Origin of the sequence: Nostoc mirabile CHAB5784, from assembly GCF_020829645.1 — a bacterium.
Taxonomy (GTDB): Bacteria; Cyanobacteriota; Cyanobacteriia; order Cyanobacteriales; family Nostocaceae; genus Nostoc; species Nostoc mirabile.
The window spans coordinates 1-17,750 of sequence record NZ_JAIVFS010000019.1 but is presented as its reverse complement, the minus strand read 5'-3'; the positions used below and the strand labels follow the sequence as shown (position 1 = coordinate 17,750).

Below are 17,750 nucleotides of genomic sequence, written 5' to 3'. Positions count from 1 at the left end.
TTTCTCCGATACTTCTGGTTTCATGTCCGAGGGAATTATTATCGAGGTTTACCACAGTTGGGCGAGTAGTTTTCAAAGCGATTTTCTACTGTTTTGAGCGAACCATTTTCATCTAAATAACGTACTTGAAAATTAATAACTACAACATCGCCCGAATTATATCCAAGAATGCGATCGAGGAATTTTTCAGGAGAAACTTCATAACCGCCGCCAGGATTGACGGAACAGCATTCTGGATACAATGCTATATATTCATCGAAGCTTTTATACTTGATGTGAGCGAGATTATATCCACCGAAGCTTTTATCCAAGACGTGCTTGGGATCTGGGGGGTTGTCCAGAGGTAATGTATCCCGGCTATTTTGGTAATCAAATTCTCCTCTAATTTTTTCTTCGTTACTTAGGTAACGTTTTTCTGCAAAACAGAAGCCAGAATAGTTTAAACCAAAATAAACAAAAAGAATTAGCAGCACGCCACCGACAAATAAAAACCTTTTCAATATCAGACCTCAATGCTTGTGAGCCTCAGTTATTTTCACTATTTTCGGTCGATGTATATAATTTTTTAGCGATTGATTTTTCCTCGATGTAAACGACTCGTATTTACTACCTGTATAAACCCATTTGAAAATATCACATCGCTAAATTTTATTACTTAGAGCCTGTCAAGAAACAACTTTTACAATTTACCACTTAAAAAGCTTACTGAGAAAGCATTTCTAACTAAAAAGAAGGAAGGTTGTTTCGTGACAAGCTCTTACTTGATCCGAGTCATTTAAAACTCGTAATATCTTTTGTAACATCTCGCTGGGTTCTGGTCTACAATTTTTAAATCTGTTCAGCGAAACTTTAAAATTAATTTAATTCCTAAGAGTTTTTACACAATAATATTCAGTCAATGAGAACATTACTGAAGATCGTTTATAATAAACAATTCATCAAGTTACTAGTACAGCGCGGCGTAAGTGTAGCGACCTGCAATTATAAATCCCTCAACCTGCAATCATGACATTTCAAGGCTTTGAGGATAGCGATCGCATTTCGCCAACAGAGTCACAATCGTGTAATTTCCATTTAGGGACTTCCAAATAATAAATCATTCCAAAAAAAAACAAGAGACCGGATTTTTAAAGAATGATAATCATTTTTAGGGGAGAGAAAAGGGGGTGGTGAAGGGGCTGCCGTCGGCAACCCCTTCACCACACCCTTAAAATGATTATCATTATTGATAATGGCATAATTTATTTTTTGGAAGTCCCTTATTGATTTTGCCACTATAAATTCGGCTTATCTACCTGCTATGGTATTGTTCTTTTGTCTAAACCTGTAGCAGGTTGTCTCTATTAGGGATTGAAATAACTGAAAGCTTCTGAGAGGTAATCAGCAGCAGATGCTACTACTGCGATCGCACTTTCATAATCTAGACGCGTTGGCCCCAAAACTCCCACACTTCCTACTGGTATTGACCCTCGGCGATAGGTGGAAGAAATCAAGGTGCAGGTGCGTATCGGTTCTAAAAGATTTTCTGCGCCAATGCGAACTGTTACCTTTGACTTACCCACATCCTCAAGCTCTGGTTCCTCAAATATTAATCGCCATAGTTGGTCTTGTTCTTCTTCCAGTAGGTGGATAATCGTTTGTACTTGCTGTAACTGGGAAAATTCCGGCTGGCGCAAAACTTCTGACACACCCCGAACCATAATTTGGGTTGCAGTCGGCGCATGAGTGCGACGAGTCAATTCGGCAACTGAATTTTTCAAGAATTCCCCGTAGCGTTGGAATTCCTGATCTAGTTCGCTCCAGTTGAGGTTGGCTAATTCCAACAGACTTCGCCCCCGCAAGTGGGTATTCAAAAAGTTAGAAACTATCTGCAACTCGCGATCGATTACCTCTGAATCCCGTTGTGTTTCCTCTGGTATTGGTGACAAATCCATCAACTTGGAATGTGTCTCATAACTATCGGTAACAACAATTAACATGATCCGCCCCGCTTCAATTTGCACTAATTGCAGATGTCGCAATAGCGCTGTGGTAGTTTGCGGCATAGTAATCAAGCTAATGCAACCATTTAAGGTTGCTAAAATTTGTGCGGCTCCTTGCAGTAGGGTTTCTAAACTCCAATCTTCCGACTGGAGGCGCTTTTGCAATGCCACCTCTACTTCTCGTCCTAAAGTTTCTGTACCACTTTGTGGAAGCAAGCTACGCGTAGCGTCTGCCTGCGACACGCGCGCGTGTCGCAGAGAAGGTGTAATTAGCTGGTCAACATAAAGACGATAGCCTGAGTCTGAAGGCACTCGTCCGGCAGAGGCGTGTGGTTGGTAGAGTAATCCAGACTTTTCTAAAACGCCCATCACATTGCGAATTGTGGCTGAACTTACACCCAGGTCGTACTCCTCTACCAAAGCTTTTGAACCAACAGGCTCTGCCGTAGCAATGTAGTGACGTACCGTTGCCCAAAGTATATGCTGTTGTCGATTTGTTAACTGGACTTCCATAGGGTATGTAATGCTTGGCGGCAAATTTTAATCAATGTCTGGAAAAATTTCTGGATTTGATTGAAAACAAAGAATATTAATAATTTATTAAGATAACAAATTATACAATTATATTGCGCTCATTAATATTAAGGTTCACGTACATCACTGTTTAGAAGTGCGCTCTGAATAGAATCTAGGCTTTTGCAGCAAAAGCTGATAGTTTGAATTTACAACATCCATTTCTGCCTTATTTTTGCATAATTCTACATTTATAAAAGTATTATTGTATACGTATTTTTGCGGCGATCGCAGCTAAGATTAGGGTCGAAAAGTTTCGTAAATATGTAGCCAGTGGAGAAAGTTACAAGCTTTCCTGGCAAGCCCCTAAGTTTATTTACTGCTATTTTTAGCATAGCAAAAGCTAGATGGAAGAATAACTTCCATCTAAGTAATGCACCTAGACACAAGCTAGTACTGGGGAATTGAATGGTCTACTAAGACGGAATAAGCATCAATACCACCCGAAATATTTTGCACATTTGTAAAACCTTGAGCAATTAACCACTGGCACATCTGGGCAGAGCGGATGCCGTGGTGGCATAGTACAAGGGTTTCAGCTTGGGGATTGAAGAGGTTAGGAACTTGATCTCCCCATTCGGCAAATTGACTTAAGGGTAGATTGACAAAGCCCTCAATGCTAGCAATCTCCAATTCTTGTGGTTCGCGTACATCTACTAGCTGAATACTTGCATCACCAGAAGAAAGACGTTGTGCCAGTTCTTGTACACTAATCTGGTTCATGGGTTAACTAAAAGAATTCCCTATAAACAGTCCTAATCCTATTTATGGTGACAGAAAATCTCTGCCTTTGCATGAGTATCCATTCTCAAGAAGGCTGATAAATCCTGGTAGGCTTTCTGCTTAAATGGCTGTAAACCGTCTTTTTAAAGGTTTAATGTGAATAGGCAACGCTCATTTATTGGTTTTATCGTAGCTGGTGCGATCGCACTGCTAGTAATTGCGATCGCTAGTTTTTACTGGTTTTTCGCCAAAAATCCGGCTAACCTCATTGCTTCTACCAGACAGCCGAGTGCAGCCATATTCGTGTCGAAACTTTCCCCTGTAATGGTTTCATTGCTGACGAATCCTGATCGGTTGCAGGCGTTGGAGGGTGAAGGAGAACTATCTAAACTCAAAACCAGTTTATTCGCCAAAAGTGGCATAGATTACAAACAAGAGGTTCAACCGTGGTTAGGGGACGAAATTACCTTAGCTATCACCACCTTAGATATTGATCGCGATCTAGAAAACGGACAGCAGCCAGGGTATCTGTTGGCACTAGCAACCAAGCAACCGGAGAAAAGCCGCGAGTTTGTCGAGTTGTTGTTTTCTAAAAGGGCGTTAAGTGGGGCAAACTTAGCTGTTGAACAATACAAAGGCGTGAAGCTGATTTCTGACAATTCTCAACCAGAGCAGGACTTGCTTGCAGGTGCTGTTGTTGGTGAAGGCTTTGTGTTGTTTGCCAACGATCCGAAAGTGTTGCGAGATGCCATCAATAATGTCCAAGCGCCCGATCTGAATTTGACTAGCTCCCTTGAATACCAAAAAGCGATAAAACAATTTCCTAAAGGGGGTTTAGCTGTAGCTTTCTTGAATCTTCCCATCGTGGCAAAATGGCAAGGTTTAGAATTGCCAGAACAAACATATAACAGCGAAATTATTTCCCTGGCGTTGAACCCCAAAGGTTTGCTAGCAGAAACCAGCTTTTTAACTTCATCGGAAATTGTTTCCCCATCTTCACCACTATCTAAACCTGTAGGAGCATTGCAGTATGTTCCAGCGTCGGCAGGTTTGGCAATTTCTGGCTCAAATTTAAGTAATTTGGGTAACAGTGATTTAGCTAAACTCTGGAGACAAGCCACAGCTACTATATATGGTTCTGGGGAAGATGTGGTTTCTCGGTTAGCAAAACCTTTGGCGGATGTTCAAAAACGCTGGGGTATAAACTTACCAGAGGATATTTTTAGCTGGGTACAAGGAGAATATGCCATAGCATTGTTACCTGCGAAAGAGCAAACAATCCCTCATTGGATTTTTGCGGTGGAAAAATCTGAGAGTGTCGAAAAAGGCGTTGCTCGATTAGATGCGATCGCTTTATCAAATGGACTCAGCATTAATCCCCTGACTATAGACGAGCAAAAAATCTCTGCTTGGACAGAGTTAACTACGGCTACAAAAAAAAGTGATGTTAAAGAGGAAACATCCTTCAGTATTGAAACAAAAGTGCGAGGATTGCATACAACTTTAGGAAATTACGAAATTTTCACCTCTGACTTAGAAACGATGGATGAAATCCTCACAACCAAGGATAATTCCTTAATTGACAATCCGAATTTCAAAGATAGTATTGCTGCGATTCCCCTACCAAATCAAGGCTATGTATATCTTGACTGGACAAAAAGCCAGAATTTGTTAGAGCGTCAAGTACCGATTCTCAAGCTAGTGGAAGTTTTAGGGAAACCGTTTTTTAATAATCTGCGATCGCTCACAGTTAGTAGTTATGGAACTGACACGCGATCGCTCAAAGGTGGCGTTTTCTTCAAACTCAATAATTCGTGAGTTTTCATGGAGATAGGACTTACGAGTTACGGAATAACGAACCACAGAGGCGCAGAGGACACAGAGAAATGAGAGTTTGAGAGATATTTTGCGTAAGTCCTAAGAGAGTCAAAGTGCAGAAGGTTAAACATTCTTTTACCTTCTGCATTTTCTTATCCCATCATATTTACGTAGATTTTCTGTAGCATTTGCTATTTGTATTTGTAATCTTTGGATAGGTACTGGCTGCTGGCCTATAAATTTAGGTTCGATATGGCAGTGAGTCTCAAATACATCAGAAATAATTTACACAATACCCAGGTAGCGATCGGTAATGGGCAAAGCAATTGGCATTGATTTAGGGACGACTAATTCTGTCGCCGCTTTTAAGTTAGCAGAAGTGGAAGTGGTGACAGCTAACGATAACACGCCCCCAGACAGGAAACTGACGCGATCGCTTGTTGCTTGTGAGCAAAATAAATTTTTGGTAGGAGATCAAGCTTACAACCAACTCAGGGCTAATCCTGAAAACGTGGTTGTTTCCATCAAGCGCCTAATAGGAAGAGGTTTTGGCGATCCAGCCGTACAGAAACAAAAGTCGGAATTTGGTTACAAAATTGCTGAACCGAGTCAGGGAACAGACAACGGTATTGCTGTGTGGCTAGGAGGTAAGGAATACCAGCCAGAGGATATTTCTGCTGAAATTCTCAAAAAAGTTGTGCAAAATGCCCAAACTTATCGCCAAGGAATTGGTAAAACAGGCGAAGTCATAGATCAAGCAGTTATTACCATTCCCGCTTACTTCAACGATAAACAACGCCATGCTACCCGCACAGCTGCACTTAAAGCTGGAATCACTCCTTTAGAATTGCTCCCGGAACCTACAGCCGCCGCCATATCTTACGGCTTTTCTCCAACTGGGGAAGATTTTAAAACAATTTTAGTTTTTGATTTTGGTGGTGGTACTTTTGATGCTTCGGTGATTCAAGCAGCAGGAACTTCATTTATTGAATTGGGAAAAGCTGGAGATTTATGGTTGGGAGGAGATGACATTGACTCTCGCATTATCAAATTTGTTAAACAGCAATTTGCCCAGCAAGAAAGAATTGCTGATATTGATGGCTTGATTGCCAAAATGCCCCATTATCAACGAGTGCGATTTAATGCTGACTTGAAGTTAGCAGTAGAACGCGCCAAAGTTGAACTAAGCACTGCTACAGTATCTTGCATTGCTCCTGCGACTCAATTAATAGATGAATTGGGTATTGCCATTCCCTTTGAAGTAGAAATCACTCGCGAGCAATTTGAGGAAATAATTTCTGATTTGGTAGAGCGTTCGATTCAGATTTGCCGCCAAGCACTACAAGATGCTGAATATCATTTAGAGATGGTAGATGTAGTGTTATTGGTTGGCGGTTCTTGCCAAATTCCTGTAGTCCAACGCAATGTCAGAGAAGCTTTTGGAGCAGATAAAGTAGTAGTACATCCCCGTCCGATGTATGCGGTGGCGGAGGGTGCAGCAATTGTCGCGGCTGGACTAACAGAGAAAGTCACAACAGTATCCCGTGATTATTTTATCAAGCTGGTGGATGGCAGAGAACAAGTAATTAAGCGGGGTGATATTTTACCAGTGAAGACATCCCACACTTTTAAAACTGCTGCTGATGGACAACGGTTGATTCACTTTAAGTTTTTCAGCCCCGATCAAGTAAGGGAAGATATGGATGGGGTGGACGTAAATGAAAGTATTGGAGATATTTGGTTGGGTTTAAATCAATCCTATCCACGCGGGACAGAAGTTTTAGTTAGCTTAGAATTAGATGAAAAAAATAATGGTCTAGGGATCACTGCTACATTGAAAAATGACCCTTCAGAGAGGGTGAGTTGCACCTTTTCGCGGGGACGGTCAGACGAGAAAATATATAAAGAATTAGAAGAAACGATCGCAGAACTCAATAACCAAAACCTAACTCCTCTCGGTGTGGAAGAAGCGCTGAAGTTAGCGTTACCGGTCGTGGAGTCAACCAACAAAATCATCGATCCCAATACCGGAGAGGAACGCGGCTATTTACGCGATGACGCTAGTGCAAACTTGAAAAAATTCCAGGTATCCATGTCTAAGGAACGCTTAGAAGCAGAGTCTGTTGTTAATCAATGCGATCGCGTAGTTAAACTTTGCGGCTCGATAATTCCCCAACCACAGCAGGAACGATTGCAAAAACTGAGTCAAGAATTGCAAGATGCCATCAAAACCAATAACCTCTCCAAGATGGAGTCTAAGAGTGAAGATGCAAAACGAGAACTTGACAATCTACCTGATGAAGTCAAGCTCATTCAAGCTTGTTTTTTAGCAATCCGTCAAGCCTACACGGTTGCACCGACTCAAGCAAATGCCATGTCTGACAAACTTTCTCGGATGCTTGCCGCTATGAAAAGTGATGATGCACAGGAAGCCAATCGCTTGTGGAGTGAATTGCAACCAGATATCCAGCGTTGGCTAAATCATGAGTTACCCAGCAACAGCATTGTCACAGGATTAACGCGATGAAGATGAAGCTGAACTGTCCTGTGTGTGATTACCAAGAAATTGAAGGTGACATTTGTCCTAACTGTGATACCGATCTTTCTGTAATTCGGATGCTCAAAGAATTACCGCAGGTGGAAAACCCTCTGCGACAAGTGAAAATCGTCAAATGGCAACTAGGAGTTGCTTTACTCCTGCTGATTATCGGGATTGGGTTGGGTGTAATGGGCAGTTTTATATTCCTGCAACCACAGTTACACACATTAACTGTCTCTTCTCCTAATCCAGTTAATCATGCCCCTGTGACAGCTAAGGAACCCCCAAAACCAATTACCTATACTGTCAAATCGGGAGATCGCCTCAGCGCGATCGCTCAACAATTTTGTGGTGAGGGAACCTCTTGGCAAGTAATCCTTAAAGCCAATCCCCAACTTAAAGGACGAGAACATTATTAGGACTTACGCACGGGTAACGGAAAACGAACCACAGAGGGCGCAGAGGTCACGGAGGAATGAGAGTTTGAGAGGGTTTTTGCGTAAGTCCTAATTATATAGATGTAGGGAAGGTGTTAAATAATTCGTAATTCGTAATTCGTAATTCGTAAATTTTGTTTTGTAATGGGGATTTAACCCCAACACAAAACTTGCGTGATTTTTGAACCGGGGGACTTAAACCCACGGAACTTGTTAAAAATCCCCAACTGCAAGGAGGGTACTTGATGAGCATCCTTGATAGCTTGAACGCTTTAAGTAAAAGTTTGCTGGGAGTGGGTATTGTTGATGCCTGGAAGCAAGCACCACAAACTAAAGAAGCCAGCGAAAAAGCAGGACAATTAGCCCAAAACAAACACCTGCCAGAAGCAGTAATTATTGCAGAAAAAGCTCTCGCTGTCTGGTCTAGGAAACCAGGTTTTTGGGAGCGTTTGATTTGTCAATTGCTGCTGGGTAAGCTGTTAGACAATCTTACTCAGCAACTAAAGCAGTGGCGCTATCAAGTGGCAGAAGTAGATAAACTAGCTGCTAATGCCAAAACCTTTCTCAAGCAAGATACGGGCGATCCTCTAGAAACGCAAGCACTTGCAAGTGCGATTGCCATTTATCAGCGCTGTACCAAAATTCTCCATGATGATCGCATATCGCGGGTAATCAAGCAGTGCCAAAAAGAATTGCAACGGCGACAGCAGTTCTTAAGTTTAATGACACAGGCACAGTCTCAGGCAGAAAATCTGTTTTATAAAAATGCGATCGCAGTTTACCGAGAGGCTGAAAAGCTTTATTCTACGGAGTCTCTACAACAGGCGATCGCTGCAAGTTTTGCTCAAGTTCAACAAGAAGAAATTTATGAAGCTGCTTTTCAAAAGGTGCAACAAGCTGAAAGTGAAGGAAGATTACAGGGAGCGATCGCACTCTTAAAAAATGCCCTGACTAACTTTTCTCGCTCTGACGGACTTGATTTACTACAAAAGCTACAAAAAACACTAAAAGGAAGAGAACAGTTTCGCCAAGGGCTAGCAGCAGAAAAAGCGGGTGATTTTAAAGCGGCTGCATCTCTCTATAAAAATGCTAAATTGCTCTTGCCCAACTCTACATCCTGCCAAATCCGGTTAGCACTTGTGGCAATTAAAACTCAGGCATGGGCAACCGCACTAAATCACCTAGAAGCTATACCTGGAGAACAAGCTGCTTACTTGCGGGGATTTGCCTACGCCCAACAAGAAGATTTACAGGTAGCTTATAAAGAATGGCTTGGGTTATCTACTGCTAACATTGCCAAGCAACGAGAGATTATCAAAAATCTTTCCCAACATCAACGCCTGCTAAGACTACAGAATATTGAGCATTTGGTAGCGGCTGAAAATTGGGATAACGCTAAAATAGAGAGTACACAATTTCTCCGAAAATTTGGTTCCGATCCCTTAGTAGAGAAGAATCTCAAAGAACATATTCAGCCACGTTTAGAAGCAGAACTATGGAAAGGTAAAGACTGGATAATTATTGCCGATAAAGTTGAAAAAGCCTGGATTTCACAGCCTAATATTACTACATTACATAATTTGGCAATAGCAAATTATTATCTTGCTCAAACTTACCCGATAAAGCTGGCGAATTTGATATTTTCCTTATCAACAGCTTTGGCAAATATAACTGAAGACCCTAGCCTTAAAGATGTGCCTTGGCTAGAAAACAAACCTGTGGAATTTGCCTCAGTCTCTTTAGAATTAAAACGTCGAATAGCAACCGCAATAGATACTTTAAAAGATACAAATATTAATGAGTATTTGAATTTGCGCGATCGCTACCGATTAGAAGTAGTATCTCTAAACCTCATGGGTGAGCCGTCAAAGTGGGGAATGAAAATAAAAGATGTATTTATAACACCTGGTTGTTATCAGCATTACCTTCCTCAATGGCAAGGGATTTTCGACAATAGGATACATGCTAACCAAAAAATATTAAATTCCCTTTATACAAATTGGGGATTGGCTATGGCTGCTTGTTTAGAAGGAGATTATCAAAGAGCAATTCAACTTAAACCTTCAACTACAGATAAGTCTGATATCGCAGCATTTGCTGATAAATTTGTCGCTTATCATGAAGGTTCCTATCAGCTACAGCAACAAAAATGGCGAGAGGCAATTATTCCTCTGAAGCAAGCAAAGCCAGAAATTCAAGCTAGTGAGGATTGGCAACAAGAAATAGACAAACTTTGTGGATTGCAACGTCAAGCAATATCAGAATTTCAAGAGCATTTAGAGTTTGCCCAGTTTTGGTATGACCTTTTAGAAAGTCGAGATGCTAGAAGTTATCTAGCTGAGTATAAGGCGGAACAAATACGTGAACAAATTGCTAATGAACAAATTTCATTAGCAATAGCGCTGAGAGAACTACAAAAAATTAAACAAATTGACAATCAAAATCCTATTGTAATCGACTTAATTCAGAGAATTGAATTTAACCAAGAAGTAGAATTAATTGATAATTTATTAAAAAATAGTAAATTTGAAGAAGCTGTCCAACGTGCCAAAGAATCCCAGCATCAACGTATACGGAATATTGTGTCAGACATTTGCATAGAAATATTAGCCAAGGGTTTCCAAAATCGGGATTTAGGATTTGAAGATATTTATCAATTAGGCTATTGGGCTTATGAACTCTGTCCAGACGATCCAAATGTCCAAGAAGTTTACGAATTTAGCCAAGAACTAAAGGATATTAAAAATCTGATGAAATGCGATAGCTTTGATGAAGCCGTTCATCGTGCCAAATACTCACAACATGACTCTATTCGTTACTATGTCGCTGACTTTTTTATTAAAACCTTGCTTAAAGGTATCCAAAACCGCGATTTATCTTTTAATTTAATTCAGCAATTAGGTCGCTGGGCTTATGAACTTTGTCCAGACGAACCTGCTTTTCAAGAAATTTACCGCAGCCTGAAAATTCGTTAATTAAAGGTATCTAATGGAATATAATCCTTATGAAATTCTGGGTGTATCCCCAGCAGCATCCAAAGCTGAAATTGCAAAAGCTGTAGCAGTGGCAATGAAGCACAAAAAACATCCTGTAGATATCATTGCTAAAGCTCAAAAAAGCTTACTAAAACCAGAAGAACGCATCATAGCCGATTATTTGCGTCCGATACTGCCTACTATTAAGCACTTCAAATATAGTGATTTATCGGCTTTGCTTCAGCCAGCACCTAAACTGGTATTATTACCAGAATTTGATGGATTAGAGCAAGCGATCGCTCAATCTGCCCAAGAAGAACGCCTAGAGCGATCGCCTTTACCGATGAGCCTATCAGAGTTATTCACCGAGGGCATTATAGCTTGTAAAGAAGGGCGTTACCCCAAAGCGATAAAATATCTCGAAGACTACTGCCAAGGCTGTACAGACCGGAATAGTAAAGATTACATTCAAGCCCAAATGTGGCTAATTAAAGTGTATAAAATAGTTGGACAGTTAGAAAGAGCGATCGCGCTTTGTCAGCTTTTGAGTAACCATACCCATCCGCAAGTGCAAACTTGGGCAACTAAAACTCTACCGATGTTATCAAAAGAGGTTTATCATGTTTAATTTTATTCTCAGTAAAGAGAAGCGCGACTTAAGCATACAAAAATTTGGCAACCTCCAAAAGGAAAATGTTTTACTACAACAGTCTTTGCGAGAACAGCAAACCCAAACCACAGCAGATACAGAAGATTTATTCTTAGAAATGCTAGAAATTGGTGATGCACTAGAAGCCTTGCTGGATTATCTAGAACAGAATCCTGACCCCAGCCCAGAATTTCTCCAGCGTTTACCCCAGTCTGTAGGAGCGGTTAATCGTAAGTTTCTCAGTGTACTAAAAAAGCGCCAAATTTTACCTATAGAACTGCAAAGTACACAGCCAGATTTTAATTTATGCCGTGTTGTTGATCGCGAAGTCAGAAATGATATGCCAGACCAAACAATTACTAAAATCGTCCGTCGAGGGTTTTCTTTAGGAGAAAAAACCTTGCGTCCAACAGAGGTAATCACATCCAAATTAGAAGTTGGAGAATTGTAGCTGCTGTTTATATCAAGAAACAGCCCAGCAATTATCTGCTTGCTTGAAAAACACTCGATTGTGGCACATTTTAATGTGGCACAACCAACTGAAATTTCACTGGAATTTTTTAATTAGAATATGTATATATCATTACTAATCTAACAGCCTGTTGGAGGGCTACTATGAAATACTGTCGCCCCCGACTTCAGTTTCGCAACGGCTGGCTGTTGGCTTTACTTGCCGCCATCACAGCTACGCCTGTAATAGCAGAGACAGCGAATTTTGGGACTTTCACGTTGTCAACAAACTTTAATCCAGCACAAGGAACAGTGCAGGGGTTTACAGGTGGTTCTTACTCATTGTCTGCTATAAGTAACCGCGATCGCGATCAAAAAGCCTGTATCGGTTTTGCCGATCCCAATCCAGATCATATTATGGTTTTGGAAAAGGACTTTCCCCAGATGACAATACAAATTGATAGCAACGGCAACGATACCACTTTACTGATCCAAGGGCCAGACCAAACTACGATTCGTTGCGGCGATGACACTGGTAAAAGTAAAGATGCTAGCGTTAGCGATCGCAACTGGAAAAGTGGCACCTATCGGATTTGGGTGGGTACATTTAATTCTGGGGTTAAGCAAGATTACACTTTGAAAGTGGAGCAGCAGTGAAGTGGGGAGTAGGGGGACAAGGGGACAAGGAGAATAACCATGCCCATTCCCCATTCCCCATTCCCCATTCCCCATTCCCAATTTTGAGGTGTAACGTCTGAGAGGATAATATGAGAGAGTAGCTTGTTGTGCTTTCCGAGGGTGCTATCTCGTGCTATCTATACTGCGTGCTGACTTTCGTATCATATTTGAACGTGACCCAGCTGCTCGTAACTGGTTGGAAGTTTTATTTTGTTACCCTGGTTTGCAAGCCCTGCTATTCCATAGGCTGGCTCACTGGTTGTATACTGTTGGTCTTCCCTTTATTCCCCGCCTGATTTCTCACTTGGCTCGGTTTTTGACTGGAATTGAAATCCACCCTGGTGCAGTAATTGGAAAAAGTGTGTTTATTGACCACGGGATGGGTGTAGTAATTGGTGAAACTGCGATCGTGGGAGACTATGCCCTAATTTATCAAGGTGTCACCCTTGGAGGTACTGGTAAAGAATGTGGTAAGCGCCATCCAACTGTAGGTGAAAACGTCGTAGTTGGGGCTGGAGCTAAGGTACTGGGCAATATCCAAATTGGTAATAATGTCCGTATTGGCGCCGGGTCTGTTGTTCTAAGGGATGTGCCTTCAGACTGTACTGTGGTAGGTGTGCCGGGGCGCATTATGTATCGTTCTGGAGTTCGGGTTGCACCTCTTGAACACAATAACTTACCAGATTCAGAAGCCCAAGTAATTCGTGCTTTAGTTGACAGGATTGAGGCGTTGGAAGAACAAATACAAACTCTTGGGCGCACCAATTCTTCAGAAAAAACTCCTGTTTTAGTGGGTTGTTTAGCTACCAAAGAGGATGAGCCAACCCACGATACTCGCTGGTGCAACCTCAAAGATAAGACTATCCAGCAATTTCTAGATGGTGCTGGCATTTAGTTAAACGTTAAGGGTTAAGGGTCAATCTTTTGACTCTTGACCAAAGAAATGAGATACAAGCCCCGTCGTTCTAGGACGGCTTTTCTTCTTTAAGCTTATCAATCCAATCCTCTACAAGCTGGGTCATAGTTTTTTCCCTTTGTTCGGCGATTCTTCTCAGTTTTTCAAGCCTAGACTTAGAAAGTCGCAAACTTAATCTTTCTCGCTCCATTTTGTCTACCCAACAGCTACCCATTCATGCTATCATAAATACATTAACTCAAGTGAGATAGAAAGTGATTGCCAGGTATCAATATCGTTTTTACCCAACAAACCGACAGCAACAGAGTTTAGCTCAGTTGTTTGGTTGCGTACGCGCGAGTTTGGAACGATGCTCTCGCTATCTGCAAACAGTCTGAGAAACTGCCAAGTAATAACGACTTACAGAAGTTGGTAATTACTCAAGCAAAGAAGACTTCTGAGCGAGAATGGTTATCTGGTGTCTCGAACATCCCATTGCAGCAGTCTGTTGCAGATTTAGGCGTTGCCTACAAAAACTTTTTTGATTCCCTCAAAGGGAAACGCAAAGGAAAAAAAGTAGGTAGTCCTAAATTTAAAAAGAAGACTCGAAGGCAATCAGCGCGGTTTAGAATTGGCGGTTTTTCTATTAAAGGTGAAGAAGTCTATCTTACCAAGATTGGTAATGTCAAACCAATTTGGTCAAGAGTTTTACTGTCTGCACCTAGCTCCGTCACAGTAATTAAGGATTGTGCAAACCGTTACTTTCTGAGTTTTGTTGTAGAAATTGAGCCTGCCCATATCGATACTGAAAACCAAAGTATCGGTATTGATCTAGGAATCAAAACATTTGCAGTCATGAGCAACGGTGAGAAAGCGGTAAGTCCTGATTACTCCAAACAAGACCGCAGGATTCGCAAGCTTCAACGAAGATTGTCAAGGCAACAATCATGTTCCAAGCGCAGAAACAAAACTAGAATCAAGATTGCAAAATTACATAACCAAATTACAGATACTCGAAAAGATTTCTTGCACAAACTGTCTACCAAAGTGGTGAACGAAAATCAAACCATCATCTTGGAAGACTTGAATGTATCAGGAATGGTCAAAAATCGTAAACTTGCCAGAGTGATTAGCTTGCAAGGTTGGCGAGAATTTCGAGTGCTATGTGAGGCAAAGTCTGAAAAGTTAGGCAGAACGTTTCATGCTATCAACAGATGGGAACCAACCAGCCAAATCTGTTCAGATTGCGGTTTTAGGTGGGGCAAACTCGATTTGTCTGTCCGTTCAGTGTTGTGTCTGAATTGCGGCACTGAACAGGACAGAGACGAGAATGCCGCAAAAAATATAAACAAAGTCGGGATAGGGCATTGCCACGACTCTAAACGGACGGGGAGCGATCATCAGACTACAACGAGTAGCAAGTTACTGTGAACCGTCAAGAATCACCGACCCTAAAGGGGCGGTGAGTATGTCAATAAATCACGGATTAATCGCTTCGCTAGACCACTCTTGCTGGTCATTACGGCAGTAAAGCCATCGATTTTGTGGTTCGCCGCGTAATTCTAAATGGTCTACTTGCATCGGATCGAGTAGCAGTAGACAAAAATTAGCTACTGGCTCAACACAATCGGGCGCTGGTGGCTCAAAAGCTCCTAATTGTTGGATTCTGGGTTTACCAGGATAGGGCCAAGCAAACTGTAAACGTGCAGCATCACTCAGTTCTTGCCAAATGGAAATGCGGGCTGGCTGTAAATCCTGGTGCGAATCATCATTACCTACCAGAGTCAAACAGCCAGTGATTCGGAATTGTTCGCGTGTATTGGGGAAGTACCAGCAAACTTCTGCCCAAGGTTGTTGCTGTATCTGGTCGGCTTTAGCGCTACGAGTATCGGTGATAAATTTTAGCTGGTTTGTATCTTCTAGAAAGCCACGAAAGACTAGGGTACGATTAGCGGGGCGACCGTTCGGCTGCACCGTTGCTAGTTGGAGGTAACGGGCATAAACAAGGCTGCGGTTGCGATGGAGTGCATTAGCGATCGCACTTCGCCAAGGAGCAAGAGTCATTATAAAGTTACGTACCTAAGTATTGAGTATACTACTGTTAACAAAACAAAAACACAAATTTTCTAAATATATATAATAAATGGTTACAATTCCAATAATAGATTTAACTGCGTTTACCAATGGCGACACAATAACTCGGCAAAATATTATCAAACAAATCTATCAAGCTTGCCATGAAATTGGCTTCATGTATTTGCAGAATCCAGGAATATCAAAAGACCTAATCAGGCAAGTATTCGCTCACAGTAAATCTTTCTTCAATTTACCCTTAGAAGTTAAGCAAAAGCAAGCTTGGAGTGATGAGTTTAATAATACAGGATACGTCGGTCTTGAGAGAGAACGCCTTGACCCCAACAAACCAGGCGACTTGAAAGAGGCGTTTAATATAAACAAACAAGCGGCTATAAGAATAGATGCTTCTATTCTCGCCTTTTATGATAGTTGCACAGAACTTGCTAACACAGTGTTACAAGCTTATGCTTTGGCATTGGAATTGCCAGAAGATTTTTTTATCACAAGACACAATCAACAAAATCATACCTTGCGATCGCTCCACTATCCCCCATTGCAGACACCACCCAAACCCGGACAGGTGCGTGCTGGTGAGCATTCCGATTATGGCAGCATTACTTTACTTTTCCAAGATGACGTTGGCGGGTTGGAAGTACAGACAGCATCTGGAGAGTGGATTGTCGCGCCTGCAATTCCTGATACTGTGGTAGTTAATACTGGCGATTTAATGCAACGGTGGACAAATGATATGTTTTGCTCAACCAAGCATCGGGTAATGATTCCTAATGATAATAAGGTGAAGCAGTCCCGTTATTCTATGGCTTTTTTCTGTCATCCTAATGATGATACAGAAATAGCTTGTCTGGAAAGTTGCCAGAAAGAACAATCGCCTATCTATCCGCCTATCCTGGCGGGAGAATATCTTTTAAGTCGTTTACAAGCAACTTATGGTAATTCGTAATTCGTAATTCGTAATTCGTAATTCGTAATTCATGAAATATGAAAACCTACGACTGGATTGTGGTTGGCGGTGGAATTGCGGGTGCTGCACTCGCATACGAACTTGCTAAAACTGGCTTTTCTGTTCTTTTGCTGGAGCAATATGAAACACCACAGAATGCAACTCGTTATAGTTATGGTGGGCTTGCTTATTGGTCGGGTACTACACCACTAACTTGTCTATTGTGCGAAGAAGCGATCGCACGTTACAATATCCTATCTCAAGAGTTAGACGCTGATATCCAGTTTCGGGAATTAGATTTATTACTTACTATTTCAGCCGCTAATGACCCAGAAGCAACGGCTGAATCATATAATCATTTTGCCATTCCACCCCGTTTATTGAGTGTCCAAGAAGCTTGTGAGTTGGAACCACTGCTAAATCGAGAGGCAATATCTGGTGCTTTAACTGTCAAACACGGTCATATCCACCCAGAAAAAACAGCACAAGCCTACATCCAAGCCTTTCTGCGTGCTGGGGGTGAAATGCAGATTACCCAAGTATTGCAAGTATTGCAAGATGGTGTAAAAACAACTACTGGAACTTTCCACAGTGCTAACGTTGCCATTTGTGCAGGTGGACTCAGCCGCCAACTACTAAAATCTGCTGGTATTCCCGTGAAGCCAATACGGTTCGGTTAAGGTGCATAGGCCTTAAAGATCCCCCTTAGTCCCCCTTAAAAAGGGGGAAATAGAGCCATTTTGAGCCCCCCTTTTTAAGGGGGGTTGGGGGGATCGAGTCTTATCCGAACCGTATTGCCCGTGAAGCTTTATTTTACCCACGCAGAAATTATTGAAACCCCACCTGTGGATGTGCAGTTACGCACCTTAGCGCTCTTTTATTACTCTCATGAGAGTATAATTAATTACTAACAGTTTAACTTAGCAAGGGTATTTAATTGGGTTCAAGAACGGCTACCTCCACGATCACCGTGGTAGATCAGTACTGCGATGCC

At 41.7% G+C, this 17,750-nt stretch carries 15 protein-coding genes and 1 pseudogene; 12 read left to right on the top strand and 4 right to left on the bottom strand.

The window, feature by feature from the left end; genetic code table 11:
- Positions 1-38 precede the first annotated feature (38 nt).
- The 3 genes from LC653_RS14680 to LC653_RS14670 all read right to left on the bottom strand — a co-directional run bounded on the left by LC653_RS14680 (position 39) and on the right by LC653_RS14670 (position 3,278).
- Positions 39-500, bottom strand: a complete 462-nt coding sequence (locus LC653_RS14680) for a hypothetical protein (RefSeq protein ID WP_229495167.1) — start codon at positions 498-500, stop codon at positions 39-41.
- Positions 501-1,343: 843 nt separating this feature from the next.
- On the bottom strand, positions 1,344-2,495 hold the full coding sequence (locus tag LC653_RS14675; protein WP_229495166.1) for an HrcA family transcriptional regulator: 1,152 nt from the start codon (positions 2,493-2,495) through the stop codon (positions 1,344-1,346).
- 450 nt (positions 2,496-2,945) lie between these two features.
- Positions 2,946-3,278 carry a rhodanese-like domain-containing protein gene (locus LC653_RS14670; RefSeq protein ID WP_109007371.1) on the bottom strand — a complete coding sequence of 111 codons (333 nt, stop codon included), beginning with the start codon at positions 3,276-3,278 and terminating at the stop codon, positions 2,946-2,948.
- 156 nt (positions 3,279-3,434) lie between these two features.
- Here LC653_RS14670 and LC653_RS14665 point away from each other — a divergent pair, with 156 nt between their 5' ends.
- The 10 genes from LC653_RS14665 (at position 3,435) to LC653_RS14620 (ending at position 15,150) form a co-directional block, all read left to right on the top strand.
- Complete coding sequence (locus tag LC653_RS14665) at positions 3,435-5,096, top strand: DUF3352 domain-containing protein (RefSeq protein ID WP_229495165.1); 1,662 nt, start codon at positions 3,435-3,437, stop codon at positions 5,094-5,096.
- Between the two features lie 313 nt (positions 5,097-5,409).
- On the top strand, positions 5,410-7,623 hold the full coding sequence (locus LC653_RS14660; protein ID WP_229495164.1) for an Hsp70 family protein: 2,214 nt from the start codon (positions 5,410-5,412) through the stop codon (positions 7,621-7,623).
- Positions 7,620-8,054, top strand: coding sequence for a LysM peptidoglycan-binding domain-containing protein (locus tag LC653_RS14655; protein WP_229495163.1), 435 nt, complete (start codon positions 7,620-7,622; stop codon positions 8,052-8,054). Before LC653_RS14660 ends, LC653_RS14655 begins: the two co-directional genes overlap by 4 nt.
- A 263-nt stretch (positions 8,055-8,317) precedes the next feature.
- Complete coding sequence (locus LC653_RS14650; protein ID WP_229495162.1) at positions 8,318-11,047, top strand: peptidase M, neutral zinc metallopeptidase site; 2,730 nt, start codon at positions 8,318-8,320, stop codon at positions 11,045-11,047.
- Positions 11,048-11,060: 13 nt separating this feature from the next.
- Positions 11,061-11,675 carry a J domain-containing protein gene (locus tag LC653_RS14645; RefSeq protein WP_229495161.1) on the top strand — a complete coding sequence of 205 codons (615 nt, stop codon included), beginning with the start codon at positions 11,061-11,063 and terminating at the stop codon, positions 11,673-11,675.
- Positions 11,668-12,147 (top strand): nucleotide exchange factor GrpE, encoded by a 480-nt coding sequence (locus LC653_RS14640; RefSeq protein ID WP_229495160.1) that lies wholly within the window; start codon positions 11,668-11,670, stop codon positions 12,145-12,147. The genes LC653_RS14645 and LC653_RS14640 overlap by 8 nt, the downstream gene beginning before the upstream one ends.
- A gap of 164 nt (positions 12,148-12,311) precedes the next feature.
- The gene (locus tag LC653_RS14635) at positions 12,312-12,803 is read left to right on the top strand and encodes a hypothetical protein (RefSeq protein WP_229495159.1); all 492 of its coding nucleotides are present in this window, start codon (positions 12,312-12,314) and stop codon (positions 12,801-12,803) included.
- Between the two features lie 151 nt (positions 12,804-12,954).
- Positions 12,955-13,719, top strand: coding sequence for a serine O-acetyltransferase (gene cysE, locus LC653_RS14630; protein ID WP_229495158.1), 765 nt, complete (start codon positions 12,955-12,957; stop codon positions 13,717-13,719).
- A gap of 275 nt (positions 13,720-13,994) precedes the next feature.
- Positions 13,995-14,117, top strand: coding sequence for a helix-turn-helix domain-containing protein (locus LC653_RS46825; protein ID WP_229495157.1), 123 nt, complete (start codon positions 13,995-13,997; stop codon positions 14,115-14,117).
- Positions 14,062-15,150 (top strand): RNA-guided endonuclease InsQ/TnpB family protein, encoded by a 1,089-nt coding sequence (locus LC653_RS14620; protein ID WP_229495156.1) that lies wholly within the window; start codon positions 14,062-14,064, stop codon positions 15,148-15,150. Before LC653_RS46825 ends, LC653_RS14620 begins: the two co-directional genes overlap by 56 nt.
- Positions 15,151-15,198: 48 nt before the next feature.
- Here the strand turns inward: LC653_RS14620 and LC653_RS14615 are convergent, their stop codons facing one another.
- Entirely contained in the window at positions 15,199-15,783 is a 585-nt protein-coding gene (locus LC653_RS14615) for an Npun_F5749 family FMN-dependent PPOX-type flavoprotein (protein WP_229495155.1), read from the bottom strand.
- Between the two features lie 79 nt (positions 15,784-15,862).
- Between LC653_RS14615 and LC653_RS14610 the strand changes: the two genes are divergently transcribed.
- Positions 15,863-16,756 carry an isopenicillin N synthase family dioxygenase gene (locus LC653_RS14610; RefSeq protein ID WP_229495154.1) on the top strand — a complete coding sequence of 298 codons (894 nt, stop codon included), beginning with the start codon at positions 15,863-15,865 and terminating at the stop codon, positions 16,754-16,756.
- Positions 16,757-16,794: 38 nt separating this feature from the next.
- Positions 16,795-17,418, top strand: a pseudogene (locus tag LC653_RS14605) (NAD(P)/FAD-dependent oxidoreductase); the annotation flags it as partial.
- Between the last annotated feature and the right edge of the window lie 332 nt (positions 17,419-17,750).